Here is a 16,027-nt window from a genome sequence, read left to right as displayed (position 1 = left end):
TGTTACCCCACTAGCATTGGCGCTTTGGCTAGACCTATCTTAGCCGCCATGACCAACCAGCCAAGTGCGCCTAAGAAGGCGAAGCCTCTTAGTAATTGGTTCTTGCCCATACGCAGAGCGAATACACCCAATGCGATATAGGCCAGCAAACATGTGAACTTCTCTGTTAGCCACTCTGAGCCCGGCGCAAATGGCACCCAACCCGTAACGAACAGTAATGAAATTCCCGATAGCAGTAGCAAACTGTTGACTACATGTGGCGCTATCTTGATAAATTTTTTCTGTTGGAGATTCGAGTTAGTCACCATCAGAATGTATTGAGTAAGAAACAGACCCGCGCTCAGGGCGATGGTCATCAAGTGAATGTGTTTCAGTGCAACGTACATGTTCATTATCCCTTAAACTGTCCCATTGTTACGCGGTCCACGCCGGCGTAGTCTTGTTGGGTTGATACCTTGTCGTAACCAAGGCCGAGCAATATCTCGCGAGTCGCTTCACCTTGGTCATGGCCATGCTCCATAAGAAGCCAAGCCTCTGGTTGTAAATATTCTCTCGCTTTATCGGCGATATAGCGAAGATCCGCCAAGCCGTTCTCATCGGCCACCAGCGCTGAGTCTGGCTCAAAGCGCACGTCGCCTTGACTAAGGTGCGGATCGGTTTCGTCTATATAAGGAGGGTTAGACACAATAATGTCGAACTTCTCCCCTTCAGCAATCGGTTCAAACCAACTGCCGTGCAAAAAAGTCGCGTTCGCGATATTAAGTACATCTGCGTTCTCAGTTGCCAACTGCTGTGCTTCTGGCTGAAGGTCGACACCTAGCATCTGATAGTCATCACGCTCACTGGCTAGCGCCAATGCAATTGCGCCTGTACCCGTGCCTAGGTCTAAGCCTTTACCTTTCCCTATGCCCATCTTCTCTAATGCAAGCTCAACCAAGCGCTCCGTATCCGGGCGTGGGATCAAGGTAGAAGTGGAGACCTTTAGAGGTAGCGACCAGAACTCGCGCACACCAACGATGTATGCAACCGGCTCACCTTGCTCTCGGCGAGACACAACTTGCTCGAATGCGCTTTGCTCTTGTTCGGTCAAATGCTTATCCGACCAAGTAAAAAGGTAAGTGCGGGATTTACCTAGTACATGACACAACAAAACCTCGGCATCGATTCGCGCTGAATCTATACCAAGGTCTGCAAACCGCAGGCTCGCTTGACGCTGAGCCTGCTCAATAGTTGGCAAAGAGTGCATTAGCCGTTTTCAGATAGCGCAGCTAGCTGGTCAGCTTGGTGCTCTTGGATAACTGGGTCGATAAGCGCACCCAAATCACCCTCAAGTACCTCGTTCAGACGGTACAGTGTCAGGTTGATACGGTGATCAGACACACGGCCTTGTGGGTAGTTATAGGTACGGATACGGTCACTACGGTCACCAGAACCTAGAAGGTTACGACGGGTGTCCGACACCTCAGCCGCACGCTTAGCTTCTTCAGCTTGGATAATACGAGCAGCAAGTACCGACATAGCCTTTGCTTTGTTCTTATGCTGAGAACGCTCGTCCTGACACTCAACCACTGTACCTGTTGGTAAGTGGGTAATACGGATAGCAGAATCGGTGGTGTTAACGTGCTGACCACCCGCGCCCGATGCACGGAAAGTATCGATCTTAAGGTCAGCTGCCTTGATTTCAGGAAGGTCCGCTTCAGGGATCTCAGGCATGATAGCGACGGTACACGCAGAAGTGTGTACACGGCCTTGAGACTCAGTCTCTGGCACACGCTGTACGCGGTGACCGCCTGATTCAAACTTCATAGTGCCGTATGCGCCGTCACCAGAAACTTTAGCGATAACCTCTTTATAGCCACCTTGTTCTGATTCGTTGCTGCTCATGATCTCAACGCGCCAGTTGTTCTTCTCGGCAAACTTAGAGTACATGCGGAACAGGTTACCCGCGAAGATACCCGCTTCATCACCGCCAGCACCGGCACGAATCTCTAGGAAGCAGTTACGCTCATCGTTTGGATCTTTAGGAAGTAGCAAGATCTGAAGCTCATCGGTTAGTTTCTCGATGTTCTCTTTGGCATCCTTGATCTCTTCTTGAGCCATCTCTTTCATCTCAGGATCATCTTCATTCGCCATTTCCTGAGCGGCTTCAAGGTCTTCCTGAGCCTGCTGATAGGCTTGGAAACACTTGGTCACTTCCTCTAGTTGAGAGTACTCTTTTGATAGAGCACGGAATTTGTCCTGATCGCCGATAACGTCTGGGTCACCTAGCAGATGCTGAACTTCTTCATAACGCTCAACCAGCGTCTCCAATTTTACTAAAATCGATGCTTTCATAATCTTCTTACTAACTTATAAATCTTTAAGACCTAGGCCTTTACGCAAGGTCGCCAACTCATCAAACTGCTCGGTTTCAGCAGCTTGCTTTAGAGCCTTGGTTGGCGCGTGTATCAGCTTATTGGTCAATTTGTTGCTTAACTCTAGTAACACTGCCTCTGGATCACCACCTGCGGCTAGAGCTTGAAGGCTCTTTTGCAACACCTCATCGCGCACACTCTCTGCGCTACGGCGGTAATCTCTAATACTTTCAACGGCATGGCGTGAACGGAGCCAAGACTGAAACTCTTTACTCTCAACCGAGATAATCTTTTCAGCGCGCACCGCTTCCGCACGTCGCTGTTCTATGTTTTGGTCAATAATGGACTGCAGGTCATCAACCGTATATAGGTAAGCGTCACTAAGCTCTGCTACCTCAGCCTCAATATCTCGAGGCACAGCGATATCCACAAACAGAATTGGACGATGACGACGCGACTTGAGCGCGCTCTCAACCATGCCCTTACCTATAATAGGAAGCGGACTCGCAGTTGAGCTGATCACTATGTCCACGTCTTGTAGCGCTTCCGGGATCTCACTTAAGCTGATAACACTGGCATCAAACTCTGAAGCCAACCCCATCGCACGTTCGCGAGTACGGTTCGCCACCGTCATCTTGGTACAGCCATTATCTGCAAGGTGCTTAGCCACAAGCTCAATGGTCTCACCGGCACCCACCAACAATACTCGAGACTTATGTAGGGACTCGAAGATGTGCTTTGCCAGAGTACAAGCCGCATAAGCTACAGAGACAGCACTGCCGCCAATCTCAGTTTCAGTACGCACACGCTTAGCTACCGAGAACACCTTTTGGAACAGCTTATCTAATTCACCTTGGACATTACCGTTCTCGCGAGAGTCAGAATAAGCCTGTTTCACTTGACCTAGGATCTGTGGTTCACCCAATACGAGTGAGTCGAGCCCACAAGAAACACGCATCAGATGCTGAATGGCCTCTTCACCCTGATAGGTGTACAAACTCGGTTTCAGGTCTGAGCCTTCCACCTTGTGGAAGTTAATCAGCCAATCAATGATCTGCGCTTCATCGGTCGCATCACTATCGAGATAAAGCTCGGTACGGTTACAGGTAGACAGAATGACACTGCCGTTGACCTCAGTCATCTGCTGCAACTGTTGCATAGCGTCGGTCATCTTATCTGGAGAGAAAGCGACCTGTTCACGCAACTCGACAGAAGCAGTATTGTGATTGATTCCTACGGTCAATAACGACATGGTTTATAGAATTACAGCCAAAACAAAAGCGCAATTTTACTTGAAGCACTACAGCAATAAAAGAGGGTTTACGGTATCATTAAGACAAACCTTGAACCTCATACCGTTCTCGATGGGCTAGAGCGCTGAAAACTCTGTCTTTATTCATCGCTGAGACTGGTATCTATCTCGTTTAATGCAAAGAATCGGATTCTATGAATATTGCTCTGCATCGCTTCTCTCCTTCAGGCGTCACTAAGCTTTTCACATTAATACTCGCGTTATTCATTTTTGGATGTGAAACCACCTCACAATTACCCGTGCACAGCGTGGAATATCAAGCCCATCAAGAAAAACTATCGACTCTTGAACAGTATCAGGTATCTGGAAAGCTTGGCTATATCGACCCAACCCAGAGACAAAGCCTTAACTTCAACTGGAGGCATGCACCAGATTCAAGCCAGCTTCGATTAACCACCTTCCTCGGTAAGACCGTGCTGACTTTGGATATCAATTCCGAGGGAGCCACCCTCACCGATATGGATGGCAACCGTTATTTTGATAAAGATGCCGATCTGCTGTTTTACCAACTAACGGGAATGCGCCTGCCTATCGTCTATATGCAAGACTGGGTTAAAGGCCAACCTACCGCAGCTGATGCAATGCAGGTGTCTGACCGGGGGACTCTAGATTCCCTTTCGCAAACCCGCGGCGGTCAAACCTGGCAACTGGCCTATCTGGGCTACACGGAACAAGGCGACTTCGTGCTGCCACAAAAGATGACCCTTTCTCGAGAAGAGATAAAACTCAACATTCAAATCAATAAATGGAACATCGACTAATGCTTAGTCAAACTCTGAGCCTTCCCTCGCCCGCTAAACTGAATCTATTTCTGTACATCACTGGCCGTCGTGAAAACGGTTATCACGAGCTTCAGACCCTATTCCAATTTCTAGAACACGGCGATGAGATGCAATTCAGTGCCAATTCGTCTGGTTTAGTTACTGTCTCACCAGAACTAGAAGGCGTACCCCTAGAAAGCAACCTTATCTGGAAGGCGGCGCAAGCTTTGAAAGAAAGAACCGACTGCCGGTTGGGTGCGGATATTCATATCGACAAGATCCTGCCTATGGGCGGCGGTATTGGTGGTGGCTCTTCCAACGCAGCGACTACACTTGTAGCTCTGAATCATTTGTGGGAATTAAATCTCTCTGCTGAGGAGCTGGCTGAGATTGGATTAAAACTTGGCGCCGATGTGCCTGTGTTTGTGCAAGGCTTTGCGGCTTTCGCAGAAGGTGTTGGCGAACAACTTGCCAAAGTAGAGCCCCAAGAGAAGTGGTATTTGGTGGTTCGTCCGGATGTGAGCATAGCCACGGTAGATATTTTTACCCACCCAGATCTCACTCGGAATACGCCAAAACGTAATTGGGAGCTACTTCACAAAACGAATTACGAAAACGATTGCGAAAAAATAGTGCGTTTACTGTACCCAGAGGTTGATAAGCAACTTTCATGGCTGTTACAATACGCGCCGTCGAGATTGACGGGGACAGGATCTTGCGTTTTTGCCGAGTTTGACACTCAAATGGAGGCGCAATCCATATTAAGACAACTCCCTGAAAATACAACAGCATTTGTTGCTAAAGGCCAGAATATTTCGCCTTTACATCAAAAATTGGCGAGGATTTTCGCCGATTCTAAATCTTTTTAACTGGACGCAACCTTGAGGTTTCCACCGTGCCTGATATGAAGCTATTTGCTGGTAACGCAACACCTGAACTAGCACAACGCATTGCCGACCGCCTATACATCTCTTTGGGTGATGCTACTGTAGACCGTTTTTCTGATGGCGAAGTCGCTGTACAGATCAACGAAAACGTGCGTGGCAGCGATGTTTTCATCATCCAATCTACTTGTGCACCAACCAACGACAACCTAATGGAGTTGGTGGTAATGATTGATGCGATGCGCCGTGCTTCAGCTGGCCGTATTACTGCTGTAATCCCATACTTTGGCTACGCTCGCCAAGACCGTCGTGTACGTTCTTCTCGTGTGCCAATCACAGCTAAGGTTGTTGCAGACTTCCTTTCAAACGTAGGTGTTGACCGCGTTCTAACTATTGACCTGCACGCAGAGCAAATCCAAGGCTTCTTCGATGTACCAGTAGACAACATCTTCGGTACTCCAGTACTTCTAGATGACATGGACAAGCGTGGTCTTGAAAACCCAGTAGTGGTTTCTCCAGACCTAGGTGGCGTTGTACGTGCACGTGCTACTGCTAAAGCACTAGGCGACATCGACATCGCTATCGTAGACAAGCGTCGTCCACGCGCTAACGTTTCTGAGGTGATGAACCTGATCGGTGACGTTGAAGGCCGTGATTGCGTAATCGTTGACGACATGATCGATACTGGCGGTACGCTATGTAAAGCTGCTGAAGCGCTTAAAGAGCGCGGTGCTAAGCGTGTATTCGCTTACGCAACTCACGCAGTATTCTCTGGCAACGCAGCAGACAACATCAAGAACTCTGTTCTAGACCAAGTTATCGTAACTGACTCTATCTCTCTATCTAAAGAGATGGCAGCGACTGGCAAGGTAACTACCCTAAGCCTATCTCGCATGCTAGCTGAAGCGATTCGTCGTATCAGCAACGAAGAGTCAATCTCTGCGATGTTCAACTAATCTAAAGATTTAGTTAACAGCATTAGAAAAGCACCTCTATATGGGGTGCTTTTTGTTTTCTCGCCGATGCTACTTTTTGTGCTATCATACGGCGCTTTTTAATTTCTGAAGAGATCCTACCTTGAGTCAACAAATCAAATTGCTGGTCGGTTTAGCCAATCCTGGACCTGAATATGCAAAGACACGCCACAATGCAGGGGCGTGGGTAGTTGAAGAGTTAGCACGCGTTCACAATGTCATGCTGAAAAACGAAACCAAGTTTTTTGGCTACACTGGACGCATCCAGCTAAACGGTCAGGATCTCCGCTTGCTAGTTCCTACTACCTTTATGAACCTATCGGGTAAATCCGTTGCAGCACTTGCAAAGTTTTATCAGATCAAACCGGAAGAAATCATGGTAGCGCATGATGAGCTTGACCTTCCTCCGGGCGTGGCTAAATTCAAGAAAGGTGGTGGTCACGGTGGCCATAATGGTCTTCGCGATACCATTAGCAAGCTTGGTAACAATAAAGAATTCTACCGTCTAAGGATCGGCATCGGCCACCCTGGACATAAAGATAAGGTTGCAGGTTTCGTGCTGGGTAAAGCTCCAGCCAAAGAGCAAGAGTGTCTCGATGCGGTCGTCGATGAGTCTGTTCGTAGCCTCGACATCTTAATAAAAGATGGTCTGACTAAAGCACAAAACCGCCTACACACGTTCAAAGCAGAATAAGGTTTCTATCATGGGTTTCAAATGTGGCATTGTTGGTCTACCAAACGTTGGTAAATCAACCCTATTTAACGCACTGACTAAAGCAGGTATCGAGGCAGCGAACTTCCCGTTCTGCACCATCGAACCAAACACAGGTGTGGTTCCTGTGCCAGATCTTCGTCTAGACGCACTGGCAGAAATCGTTAACCCACAAAAGATCCTGCCAACGACTATGGAGTTCGTTGACATCGCAGGTCTAGTTGCGGGTGCATCACGTGGTGAAGGTCTAGGTAACAAATTCCTAGCAAACATCCGCGAAACTGACGCTATCGGTCACGTAGTTCGTTGTTTTGAAAACGAAAACATCGTTCACGTTGCAGGTAAAGTATCACCAATCGAAGACATCGAAGTGATCAACCTTGAGCTAGCAATGGCTGACCTTGATAGCTGTGAGCGTGCTATCCAGCGTAACGCTAAGAAAGCTAAAGGCGGCGACAAAGACGCTAAATTTGAGCTAACCGTACTAGAAAAGCTACTTCCAGTTCTTACTGAAGGCGGCATGGCACGTACCGTTGAACTAGCAAAAGAAGAGCTGGCAGCTATCGGCTACCTAAACTTCCTAACGCTGAAGCCAACTATGTACATCGCTAACGTTAACGAAGACGGCTTCGAAGACAACCCATACCTAGACGCTGTGCGTGAGTTCGCTGAAAAAGAAAACAACGTAGTAGTTCCTGTTTGTGCTGCTATCGAGTCTGAGCTTGCTGAGCTAGACGATGAAGATCGTGAAGAATTCCTAGCAGACATGGGCATCGAAGAACCAGGTCTAAACCGCGTTATCCGTTCAGGTTACGATCTACTGACTCTACAAACCTACTTCACTGCTGGTGTTAAAGAAGTTCGCGCTTGGACTATCCCTGTTGGTGCAACTGCGCCACAAGCTGCGGGTAAGATCCACACTGACTTCGAAAAAGGCTTTATCCGTGCTGAGGTTGTTGGTTACGACGACTTTATCCAGTTTAAAGGCGAAAGCGGTGCGAAAGATGCAGGTAAATGGCGTCTGGAAGGTAAAGAGTACATCGTTAAAGATGGTGATGTTATTCACTTCCGCTTCAACGTTTAATTAGGTTTATCTTTGCCAGAACGAACCTTGCCCGCGTCGGCTTTGCTCACATACACTTGTATGCTCCGCGAAACCTCCTTGGCAAACTCCGTTCTGACTTAGTTAAACACTAATTAACTCTAGAATGATAGAAGATCGCTTCGGCGGTCTTTTTTGTTTTGATGCTCTGCTTAACTTCTCATCAGTTAGATCTTGTTGAAGATAGTTTTTTATTCCAGAGGGTTAATGACAACAGTTCAAAAGGATCTTTTTTGTTATCTGGTTTTGCTCAATTCTTAGTGTATTTTTGAATGAAAACAGGGCGCTTTGTTTAAAAAAAGTTCGAACGAGCCATAACTGACAAAATCTTTGAAAAAGTTGTTGACGCTCTCTTGGGATATACGCATAATGCGCTCCGTTCTTCAGCACTGCTCGGCAGAGTTGAAAAGCAGAAAATATGGTCATGGCTACGTAGCTCAGCTGGTTAGAGCACATCACTCATAATGATGGGGTCACAGGTTCGAATCCCGTCGTAGCCACCATTTCCTAAATGCTTTTATACAGAGCAATTAGGAAATAAAAAGCGGAAGTGGCGGAATTGGTAGACGCACCAGATTTAGGTTCTGGCGCCGCAAGGTGTGAGAGTTCAAGTCTCTCCTTCCGCACCATATTTTGTAGGGCTATCGCCAAGCGGTAAGGCAGCGGCTTTTGATGCCGCCATTCCCTGGTTCGAATCCAGGTAGCCCTGCCACTACTTTCTTGAAGGATTGTTTCTAACTTTCTTTAAAAAAGTATTGGAAATAAAACGAGATTAGTTTATATTCTCTCGTCCAAATTTAGAGTGGCTACGTAGCTCAGCTGGTTAGAGCACATCACTCATAATGATGGGGTCACAGGTTCGAATCCCGTCGTAGCCACCATTTACAATGTCGTGTCGATTTACCAATTATCGGCAATGACTACGGAATTTGTTGCGGAAGTGGCGGAATTGGTAGACGCACCAGATTTAGGTTCTGGCGCCGCAAGGTGTGAGAGTTCAAGTCTCTCCTTCCGCACCATTATTCAGTGTGATTGACACTTCAAACAATCCAGTAGGGCTATCGCCAAGCGGTAAGGCAGCGGCTTTTGATGCCGCCATTCCCTGGTTCGAATCCAGGTAGCCCTGCCACTAATACAACGTTATATTGATTTTACCAATCATCGATATAACTACAGAATTGATGCGGAAGTGGCGGAATTGGTAGACGCACCAGATTTAGGTTCTGGCGCCGCAAGGTGTGAGAGTTCAAGTCTCTCCTTCCGCACCATTATTCTCTTGAAATAAAGAGCAGTGTGATTGACACTTCAAACAATCCAGTAGGGCTATCGCCAAGCGGTAAGGCAGCGGCTTTTGATGCCGCCATTCCCTGGTTCGAATCCAGGTAGCCCTGCCACTAATACAACGTCTAGTTGATTCACCAATCATCGACTATGACTACAGAATTGATGCGGAAGTGGCGGAATTGGTAGACGCACCAGATTTAGGTTCTGGCGCCGCAAGGTGTGAGAGTTCAAGTCTCTCCTTCCGCACCATCTTTAGTGTGATTGACACTTCAAACAATCCAGTAGGGCTATCGCCAAGCGGTAAGGCAGCGGCTTTTGATGCCGCCATTCCCTGGTTCGAATCCAGGTAGCCCTGCCACTAATTACAACGTTATATTGATTTTACCAATCGTCGGTATAACTACAGAATTGATGCGGAAGTGGCGGAATTGGTAGACGCACCAGATTTAGGTTCTGGCGCCGCAAGGTGTGAGAGTTCAAGTCTCTCCTTCCGCACCATCTTTAGTGTGATTGACACTTCAAACAATCCAGTAGGGCTATCGCCAAGCGGTAAGGCAGCGGCTTTTGATGCCGCCATTCCCTGGTTCGAATCCAGGTAGCCCTGCCACTAATTACAACGTTATATTGATTTTACCAATCGTCGGTATAACTACAGAATTGATGCGGAAGTGGCGGAATTGGTAGACGCACCAGATTTAGGTTCTGGCGCCGCAAGGTGTGAGAGTTCAAGTCTCTCCTTCCGCACCATCTTTTCTAGAGTGGCTACGTAGCTCAGCTGGTTAGAGCACATCACTCATAATGATGGGGTCACAGGTTCGAATCCCGTCGTAGCCACCATTTACAACGTCTTGTTAGTTTTACCAATTACTGACAGTGACTACAGAATTTGTTGCGGAAGTGGCGGAATTGGTAGACGCACCAGATTTAGGTTCTGGCGCCGCAAGGTGTGAGAGTTCAAGTCTCTCCTTCCGCACCATCATTTGAAACCCATCTTTTTAGATGGGTTTTTTATTGCCTGTTATTTACCTCATTAAGCTTTTGATACCAAATTCGAGAGCTACGCACCTAAACCTTTACCTCATTCTGTTAGACAATGCCTAAAGAATTCAAAGTACTAGGATATTAACGTGCGTACTCTATATATTGGTTGCTATACAAATGGAAGTAGCCAAGGCCTGCAGAAGATCAGTTTCAACGCCTCAACAGGAAGTTTTGATCGCTCTGAAGTTATTCAAGAAATCTCAAACCCTTCTTTCATCATCAATGACCAGCAAGCTATCTATACCGCCTCTGAAGTCTCCCAGTCAGAAAATCCCGAGCTATTCTGTATTTCCAACTCAAAAGTCAGTTCGTTACCCATCCTTGGAGACCACCCTTGCCATCTAGCTAAGCACGAACAACTGGGTTTACTGGCGAGCTCTCAATACAGCTCAGGCAGTATCGATATATTTAAGCTCAATGAAACTGGAATCCCACAAGAAAAGCTGACAACGATCCGGCTCGAAGGAAGCAGTATCAACAAGGGAAGACAAGGATCTGCTCATGCCCACCAAGCAGTATTCCTAGAATCTCGACCTCTATTGGCTAGCGTTGATCTTGGTAGTGACAAGGTCCGATTCTTTAGCACTGAGACCTTCGAGTTAGAGGAGACCATCACCTTACCTGCGGGTTCCGGTCCGAGACACATGGTCTTTAATCAAGATGAGTCATTGGCCTATATCCTTTGTGAACTGACAGAAGAGTTGGTGGTAGCAAAACGAGACCACCTTGATTGGAAGATCGTCCAACAGATAGAGCTGCTACCAAACTCTGAAACCGGAGAGGCCGCAGCGGCTATCAAGATGTCAAATGATGGTCGCTTTCTCTACACCTCGAGCCGTGCCCAATCCAAGATAAGCCTATTTGAGGTTGACCCAAATACAGATCTGGTCGCGTTCAAAAATGCCTTTGATAGTCAGGGAGACTTCCCACGAGATTTTGAACTTGTAGCTGATGGCGAGTGGCTGATTACCGCAAACCAACGCTCCAATAATCTAGCCAGCTTTAAGGTAAATAAAGAGACTGGTGAGCTTAACTTTAGCGGTCACACTATAGATATAGGCGCGCCTGTCTGTATTAGTGAGGTTCTATAGAGCGTAAAAAAGCCGACTTTAACGTCGGCTTTCTACTCATTACAGTCCTAATGCATATTTAAGGGCTTGCTGCTTTATAGCACCTGCGTTGTTTGCCATTCTAAGCCCTACATTTCTTACCAACTTGAGAGGTAGAATAGAGTTACTGAAACCTAGATAGAAGGCATCCATCGCCCCTTGCATCACAAGGTTGTCCGTTCTTCTCTCACGCTCATATTTGGCTAGGCTCTCGTTAGAGTAGTCGCCTGTTTCCAGAGTCTCTAGCAGTGCGGCCACATCTTTAAAGCCAAGGTTAACCCCCTGCCCCGCTAACGGGTTAATGGTGTGGGCCGAGTCTCCGACTAAAACTAGATTCGATTTAAAGTAACTTTGAGCATGTCTGCGCTTTAATGGGAAGGAAGCAAACTGCTCAACCTTGGTTTCACCCACTCTTTCAGGGAATGCTTTAGCGATCTCCGCGCCAAGTTCCGCCTTACTCATCTGAGAGAGCGCCTTTATAGTCTGAGGACTGTCATACCAGACTAAACAGGCTTTATCCTCACCCATTGGCAAGAATGAACGTGGACCATTAGGTGTAAACCACTGCCAAGTTGTATCTTGCTCTGGGCTGTCGGTTTCCACATTGATAAGCATGCAGTGTTGTCTGTAGTCCCAAGCAGTAATGCCTATACCACTCATCTGACGCACTTGAGAGTTTACCCCGTCTGCGCCCACAAGAAGTTCACACTCCAAATGCTCACCTGATTGGAGAAGTAGCTCAATACCACCACTGATATGAGTAAAGGTATCGATCCTATCAGGGCAGAAAAAAGTGACATTCGGATGAGATTCTAGGCTTTGCCAAAGACCAAGCTGGATAACTCGATTTTCCACCATGTAGCCCATGTTTTCGAGCTTAAGATCGGCAGCATCGAAACGGGTGTTGAAGCCTTCCCACTCCCAAGTTTCCAAAACAGAATAGGGGTGCACTCGCATAGATTCGATGGCATCCCACACCTCGAGTTTTTTCAATAACTCGACTGATGCCCTTGAGATAGCCGAAATACGAATATCTAACTCTTGGTTTGCATCAAATGTCTTTGGCGTGAAACCTTCTACCACGGCGACACGCTTTCCTTGACGAGCTAATCCGAGAGCCGTAGCCGCTCCAACCATACCACCGCCCACTACGGCGACATCAAACTGCTTTTTTGTCATTGTTCGACCACTCCATTTGCTTGTAACTGATTGTACTTAAAATGGTTTGCGAATGCCTGTTTAACCGCGCAATTTGTCCCCCTAGTCATGAGTTCAATTAACGAGTACAATACGCGGCTCGCCATGCTTGGCATTGGTGAAATACTGAGCAATTAGCTCATTCGATTGTGATATGAATTAACACGAGTGTAGACGTAATGACTAAGAAACTTCTGATCAAAACCTGGGGTTGCCAGATGAATGAATACGATTCATCAAAGATGGCTGACCTGCTTAATGCCGCGAACGGATATGAGCTGACAGAAGAGCCAACCGAGGCAGATGTATTGCTACTTAATACCTGCTCTATTCGTGAAAAAGCACAAGAGAAAGTATTCCACCAGCTTGGTCGTTGGAAGACCCTGAAAGATAAGAAACCTGGCCTAGTCATTGGCGTAGGTGGCTGTGTTGCAACTCAAGAGGGTGACCACATCCGTGAGCGTGCACCATACGTTGACGTTATCTTTGGCCCGCAGACCCTGCACCGTCTTCCTGAGATGATCAAACAGTCTCAAAGCGATGAAGCGCCAGTAATGGATATCTCTTTCCCAGAGATCGAAAAATTCGACCGTCTACCTGAGCCACGTGCTGAGGGCGCAACCGCATTCGTTTCTATCATGGAAGGCTGTTCAAAATACTGTACTTACTGCGTAGTACCTTACACTCGCGGTGAAGAAGTAAGCCGTCCAATGGATGACGTTCTATTTGAAGTAGCCCAGCTTGCTGAGCAAGGCGTACGTGAAGTAAACCTGCTTGGTCAAAACGTTAACGCATACCGTGGTGCGACTCACGATGGTGACATCTGCACCTTCGCCGAGCTTCTACGTCTAGTAGCTTCTATCGATGGTATCGACCGTATTCGTTTCACTACTAGCCACCCGCTAGAGTTCACCGATGACATCGTTGCAGTGTACGAGGATACCCCTGAGCTTGTTAGCTTCCTGCACCTTCCAGTGCAAAGTGGTAGTGACCGCATCCTAACTATGATGAAGCGTCCGCATACGGCTATCGAATACAAGTCTATCATCCGTAAACTTCGTAAAGCGCGCCCTGATATCCACATCAGCTCTGACTTTATCGTTGGCTTCCCTGGTGAGTCTGACCAAGACTTCCAAGACACTATGAAGCTTATCCGTGACGTTGATTTTGATATGAGCTTTAGCTTTATCTTCTCACCACGTCCAGGTACGCCTGCTGCTGACTACCCATGCGATACGCCTGAGCAGACTAAGAAAGAGCGTCTGTATGAGCTACAGCAAGTAGTAAACAGCCAAGCAATGCGCTACTCACGTCAGATGCTAGATACCGAACAGCGCGTTCTAGTAGAAGGCCCTTCGAAGAAGAACCTGATGGAGCTTCGTGCACGTACTGAAAACAACCGTGTAGTAAACTTTGAAGGTAGTGCTGACCTAATCGGTCAATTCGTTGATGTTAAAATTACCGATGTATTTGCGAACTCTCTGCGTGGTGAGCTCGTACGTACTGAAAAAGACATGGATCTTCGCTCTATCATCTCACCGACTCAAATGATGGCGAGAAGCAAGCGCGAAGACGAGCTAGGCGTTACAACATTTACGCCCTAGCCTTGAAATTACCTCTCTGAGTTACCATCTTAGAAGGGTAAACTAAATCATTGGAGGCCCGGTCTCAATCGGGCTTCCATAAATGAGAGGCAACCTTGAGCAATAAAATTGTTACTCTAGAGATCGATCTAGAACCTGCAGACAACCACCGTCTGTCTAGCCTTTGCGGGCCATTTGACGACAACATCAAACACTTGGAACGTCGTCTCGGGGTAGAAATCAACTACCGCGGCAACCACTTCTCCATCGTTGGACAACCTCATACAGCATCCGCTGCCCTAGATATCATCAAGCGTCTTTACGTTCAGACTGCCCCAGTACGTGGCAACATCCCAGATATCGAGCCAGAGCAGATCCACCTTGAGATCAAAGAGTCCGGCGTTCTAGAACAAACTACCGAGAGTGAAATCCCTCACGGTAAAGAGGTCTTCATCAAGACCAAGAAAGGGGTTATCAAGCCTCGTACTCCAAACCAAGCCCAATACCTGATGAACATGGTTACCCATGACATCACCTATGGTATCGGTCCAGCGGGTACGGGTAAGACCTACCTTGCGGTTGCGGCTGCAGTTGATGCCCTAGAGCGTCAGGAGATCCGCCGTATCCTGCTAACTCGCCCAGCAGTAGAAGCGGGCGAAAAACTGGGCTTCCTACCTGGTGATTTGAGCCAGAAAGTAGACCCATATCTTCGTCCTTTGTATGACGCTCTGTTTGAGATGTTAGGCTTTGAGCGCGTTGAGAAGCTGATTGAGCGCAACGTAATTGAGGTAGCGCCACTGGCGTACATGCGTGGTCGTACCCTAAACGATGCCTTTATCATCCTAGATGAGAGCCAGAACACCACCATAGAGCAGATGAAGATGTTCCTGACTCGTATCGGTTTTAACTCTCGTGCGGTTATCACCGGTGACGTTACCCAGATAGACTTGCCACGCGGCGCTAAATCAGGCCTGCGTCATGCTATCGAAGTACTGTCAGAAGTGGACGACATCAGCTTTAACTTCTTCCTAGCGGACGACGTTGTGCGCCATCCTGTGGTTGCGCGTATCGTTAACGCCTATGAGAAGTGGGAAGTGAAAGACCAGAAAGAGAAGAAAGCTATCGAGAAGCGTCGCCGTGAGGAACGTGAAGAGCGCGAATCTAAACTGGTCGCAGAAGCTGCTGTACAGATGCAGTCTCAACTAGTGAGCAAATAAATGTCTATTTACCTAGACCTACAAGTGGCTGTCGAAGACGACAGCCACCTTCCTTCCGAGCAGGACTTTCAGACCTGGCTTGAGAAAACCATTAGCCAATTTCAGTCCGATGCGGAACTAACCATTCGCATCGTAGACCAAGAAGAGAGCCACCAGCTTAACTTCGATTACCGTGGCAAAGACAAACCCACCAACGTACTTTCATTTCCATTCGAGGCGCCACCTGGCGTGGAAATTAATTTGCTTGGGGATCTTGTCATTTGTAAGCAAGTGGTTGAAGATGAGGCAAAAGAGCAGCAAAAACCCCTGATCTCCCATTGGGCCCATATGGTGGTTCATGGTTCACTTCACCTCCTAGGATATGACCATATCGAGGATGAAGAAGCCGAAGAGATGGAAGCGCTCGAAACCGAAATCATGCAGGGTATGGGTTTTGAAGACCCCTACTTGGCTGAGAAAGAGTAATAACCATTACTCCAGTGAGCTATCACACATTT

14 protein-coding genes and 15 tRNA genes are annotated in these 16,027 nt (G+C 47.5%); 24 read left to right on the top strand and 5 right to left on the bottom strand.

All coding sequences use genetic code 11. The features are described from left to right. Window positions 1-2: 2 nt before the first annotated feature. Genes Pcarn_RS03395 through hemA form a run of 4 tightly spaced genes read right to left on the bottom strand, consistent with a single transcriptional unit; the run spans window position 3 to window position 3,606 of the window. Complete coding sequence (locus tag Pcarn_RS03395) at window positions 3-386, bottom strand: SirB2 family protein (protein ID WP_261834986.1); 384 nt, start codon at window positions 384-386, stop codon at window positions 3-5. A gap of 5 nt (window positions 387-391) precedes the next feature. Continuing rightward, entirely contained in the window at window positions 392-1,246 is an 855-nt protein-coding gene (prmC, locus tag Pcarn_RS03390; RefSeq protein WP_261834985.1) for a peptide chain release factor N(5)-glutamine methyltransferase, read from the bottom strand. Then, window positions 1,246-2,334 carry a peptide chain release factor 1 gene (prfA, locus tag Pcarn_RS03385; RefSeq protein ID WP_261834984.1) on the bottom strand — a complete coding sequence of 363 codons (1,089 nt, stop codon included), beginning with the start codon at window positions 2,332-2,334 and terminating at the stop codon, window positions 1,246-1,248. Before prfA ends, prmC begins: the two co-directional genes overlap by 1 nt. 15 nt (window positions 2,335-2,349) lie before the next feature. Continuing rightward, window positions 2,350-3,606, bottom strand: coding sequence for a glutamyl-tRNA reductase (gene hemA, locus Pcarn_RS03380; protein WP_261834983.1), 1,257 nt, complete (start codon window positions 3,604-3,606; stop codon window positions 2,350-2,352). Window positions 3,607-3,800: 194 nt separating this feature from the next. Here hemA and lolB point away from each other — a divergent pair, with 194 nt between their 5' ends. The 21 genes from lolB (at window position 3,801) to Pcarn_RS03275 (ending at window position 11,515) form a co-directional block, all read left to right on the top strand. Then, window positions 3,801-4,427, top strand: a complete 627-nt coding sequence (lolB, locus tag Pcarn_RS03375) for a lipoprotein insertase outer membrane protein LolB (RefSeq protein ID WP_261834982.1) — start codon at window positions 3,801-3,803, stop codon at window positions 4,425-4,427. Beyond that, on the top strand, window positions 4,412-5,296 hold the full coding sequence (ispE, locus tag Pcarn_RS03370; protein WP_261834981.1) for a 4-(cytidine 5'-diphospho)-2-C-methyl-D-erythritol kinase: 885 nt from the start codon (window positions 4,412-4,414) through the stop codon (window positions 5,294-5,296). The genes lolB and ispE overlap by 16 nt, the downstream gene beginning before the upstream one ends. Before the next feature lie 26 nt (window positions 5,297-5,322). Next, window positions 5,323-6,267, top strand: a complete 945-nt coding sequence (locus Pcarn_RS03365; RefSeq protein ID WP_261834980.1) for a ribose-phosphate pyrophosphokinase — start codon at window positions 5,323-5,325, stop codon at window positions 6,265-6,267. Between the two features lie 121 nt (window positions 6,268-6,388). Next, window positions 6,389-6,979, top strand: a complete 591-nt coding sequence (gene pth, locus Pcarn_RS03360; protein WP_261834979.1) for an aminoacyl-tRNA hydrolase — start codon at window positions 6,389-6,391, stop codon at window positions 6,977-6,979. A gap of 10 nt (window positions 6,980-6,989) precedes the next feature. Continuing rightward, on the top strand, window positions 6,990-8,081 hold the full coding sequence (ychF, locus tag Pcarn_RS03355) for a redox-regulated ATPase YchF (RefSeq protein ID WP_261834978.1): 1,092 nt from the start codon (window positions 6,990-6,992) through the stop codon (window positions 8,079-8,081). 444 nt (window positions 8,082-8,525) lie between these two features. Beyond that, window positions 8,526-8,602: transfer RNA gene (locus Pcarn_RS03350), tRNA-Met, on the top strand. A 41-nt stretch (window positions 8,603-8,643) separates the two neighbouring features. Beyond that, a tRNA-Leu gene (locus tag Pcarn_RS03345) sits at window positions 8,644-8,728 on the top strand. Window positions 8,729-8,736: 8 nt separating this feature from the next. Beyond that, window positions 8,737-8,811 (top strand) — tRNA-Gln (locus Pcarn_RS03340). 92 nt (window positions 8,812-8,903) lie between these two features. Next, window positions 8,904-8,980, top strand: a tRNA-Met gene (locus Pcarn_RS03335). Between the two features lie 53 nt (window positions 8,981-9,033). After that, a tRNA-Leu gene (locus Pcarn_RS03330) sits at window positions 9,034-9,118 on the top strand. A gap of 35 nt (window positions 9,119-9,153) precedes the next feature. Further along, window positions 9,154-9,228: transfer RNA gene (locus Pcarn_RS03325), tRNA-Gln, on the top strand. Window positions 9,229-9,282: 54 nt separating this feature from the next. Further along, window positions 9,283-9,367, top strand: a tRNA-Leu gene (locus Pcarn_RS03320). Between the two features lie 51 nt (window positions 9,368-9,418). After that, window positions 9,419-9,493 (top strand) — tRNA-Gln (locus Pcarn_RS03315). Between the two features lie 54 nt (window positions 9,494-9,547). Then, window positions 9,548-9,632: transfer RNA gene (locus Pcarn_RS03310), tRNA-Leu, on the top strand. 34 nt (window positions 9,633-9,666) lie between these two features. Further along, window positions 9,667-9,741 (top strand) — tRNA-Gln (locus tag Pcarn_RS03305). Between the two features lie 55 nt (window positions 9,742-9,796). After that, window positions 9,797-9,881 (top strand) — tRNA-Leu (locus tag Pcarn_RS03300). A 34-nt stretch (window positions 9,882-9,915) separates the two neighbouring features. Continuing rightward, window positions 9,916-9,990: transfer RNA gene (locus Pcarn_RS03295), tRNA-Gln, on the top strand. Between the two features lie 55 nt (window positions 9,991-10,045). Next, a tRNA-Leu gene (locus Pcarn_RS03290) sits at window positions 10,046-10,130 on the top strand. Window positions 10,131-10,143: 13 nt separating this feature from the next. After that, a tRNA-Met gene (locus tag Pcarn_RS03285) sits at window positions 10,144-10,220 on the top strand. Window positions 10,221-10,274: 54 nt separating this feature from the next. Further along, window positions 10,275-10,359, top strand: a tRNA-Leu gene (locus Pcarn_RS03280). A 151-nt stretch (window positions 10,360-10,510) separates the two neighbouring features. Beyond that, the gene (locus Pcarn_RS03275) at window positions 10,511-11,515 is read left to right on the top strand and encodes a lactonase family protein (protein WP_261834977.1); all 1,005 of its coding nucleotides are present in this window, start codon (window positions 10,511-10,513) and stop codon (window positions 11,513-11,515) included. 39 nt (window positions 11,516-11,554) lie between these two features. Here the strand turns inward: Pcarn_RS03275 and Pcarn_RS03270 are convergent, their stop codons facing one another. Next, entirely contained in the window at window positions 11,555-12,712 is a 1,158-nt protein-coding gene (locus Pcarn_RS03270) for an FAD-dependent oxidoreductase (protein WP_261834976.1), read from the bottom strand. Between the two features lie 197 nt (window positions 12,713-12,909). Between Pcarn_RS03270 and miaB the strand changes: the two genes are divergently transcribed. The 3 genes from miaB to ybeY all read left to right on the top strand — a co-directional run bounded on the left by miaB (window position 12,910) and on the right by ybeY (window position 15,995). Beyond that, window positions 12,910-14,334 (top strand): tRNA (N6-isopentenyl adenosine(37)-C2)-methylthiotransferase MiaB, encoded by a 1,425-nt coding sequence (miaB, locus tag Pcarn_RS03265; RefSeq protein ID WP_261834975.1) that lies wholly within the window; start codon window positions 12,910-12,912, stop codon window positions 14,332-14,334. A 95-nt stretch (window positions 14,335-14,429) separates the two neighbouring features. After that, a complete protein-coding gene (locus tag Pcarn_RS03260; protein ID WP_261834974.1) occupies window positions 14,430-15,530 on the top strand; it encodes a PhoH family protein in 1,101 nt (366 codons plus the stop codon). Beyond that, entirely contained in the window at window positions 15,531-15,995 is a 465-nt protein-coding gene (gene ybeY / locus Pcarn_RS03255) for an rRNA maturation RNase YbeY (protein ID WP_261834973.1), read from the top strand. The last annotated feature ends 32 nt before the right edge of the window (window positions 15,996-16,027 follow it).

Source organism: Vibrio ishigakensis, from assembly GCF_024347675.1.
GTDB lineage: Bacteria > Pseudomonadota > Gammaproteobacteria > Enterobacterales > Vibrionaceae > Vibrio > Vibrio ishigakensis.
This window is presented reverse-complemented; position numbering and strand designations above follow the sequence as displayed.

Excerpts from the sequence above, each read along its gene's own strand:
- Pcarn_RS03395 (WP_261834986.1), bottom strand. The coding sequence starts at position 386 with ATGTACGTTGCACTGAAACACATTCACTTGATGACCATCGCCCTGAGC.
- prmC (WP_261834985.1), bottom strand. The coding sequence starts at position 1,246 with ATGCACTCTTTGCCAACTATTGAGCAGGCTCAGCGTCAAGCGAGCCTG.
- prfA (WP_261834984.1), bottom strand. The coding sequence starts at position 2,334 with ATGAAAGCATCGATTTTAGTAAAATTGGAGACGCTGGTTGAGCGTTAT.
- hemA (WP_261834983.1), bottom strand. The coding sequence starts at position 3,606 with ATGTCGTTATTGACCGTAGGAATCAATCACAATACTGCTTCTGTCGAG.
- lolB (WP_261834982.1), top strand. The coding sequence starts at position 3,801 with ATGAATATTGCTCTGCATCGCTTCTCTCCTTCAGGCGTCACTAAGCTT.
- ispE (WP_261834981.1), top strand. The coding sequence starts at position 4,412 with ATGGAACATCGACTAATGCTTAGTCAAACTCTGAGCCTTCCCTCGCCC.
- ychF (WP_261834978.1), top strand. The coding sequence starts at position 6,990 with ATGGGTTTCAAATGTGGCATTGTTGGTCTACCAAACGTTGGTAAATCA.
- Pcarn_RS03270 (WP_261834976.1), bottom strand. The coding sequence starts at position 12,712 with ATGACAAAAAAGCAGTTTGATGTCGCCGTAGTGGGCGGTGGTATGGTT.
- miaB (WP_261834975.1), top strand. The coding sequence starts at position 12,910 with ATGACTAAGAAACTTCTGATCAAAACCTGGGGTTGCCAGATGAATGAA.
- ybeY (WP_261834973.1), top strand. The coding sequence starts at position 15,531 with ATGTCTATTTACCTAGACCTACAAGTGGCTGTCGAAGACGACAGCCAC.